Genomic DNA, 425 nt, shown 5'->3' with positions numbered 1-425 from the left:
CCTATCTCGCCAATCAGCTGTGCTTCTTTGAGGCGGTTTTGCTCTTTCTCTTTATCAAATATCGGGCCGATGCTGCCGTTGGCATTGTCGGTATCGCGGTTCAGGTCATCAACATTTTGCTGCTGTTTATCGGTATCACGGAGGGTGATGTTGCCCTCACTGACCGCCGCCTGTGTGGTGCCCCCGGCATGACCGTCATTGCCCAGCCCCGACAGCACCACGCCGCCCAGATTGCTCAGCAGGTCAGACCCCACCGGGCCGCCGGTGCTCAGGCTGCCGCCCTGATGTTCGGCGTTGAAGTCAGCTTTATTTTCGATATCACTGAAGCCCAGAGTGCCGGTGTCCAGACTGTTTTTACTCTGGTCAGCCGTGCTGGCAATCACTGCGCCATCGAGCTGAGTATGCTCGCCGACGGTGATATCAAA

The 425-nt window shown here is 56.9% G+C and carries 1 pseudogene; it reads right to left on the bottom strand.

Features of this window, described 5'->3' with window-relative positions:
* Positions 1-425: pseudogene (locus FTA91_RS02360) on the bottom strand (hypothetical protein); the annotation flags it as partial.

Origin of the sequence: Yersinia thracica (genome assembly GCF_902170565.1) — a bacterium.
Taxonomy (GTDB): Bacteria; Pseudomonadota; Gammaproteobacteria; order Enterobacterales; family Enterobacteriaceae; genus Yersinia; species Yersinia thracica.
The sequence above is the reverse complement of the archived record's forward strand: the minus strand, read 5'-3'. Positions and strand labels throughout refer to the sequence as shown.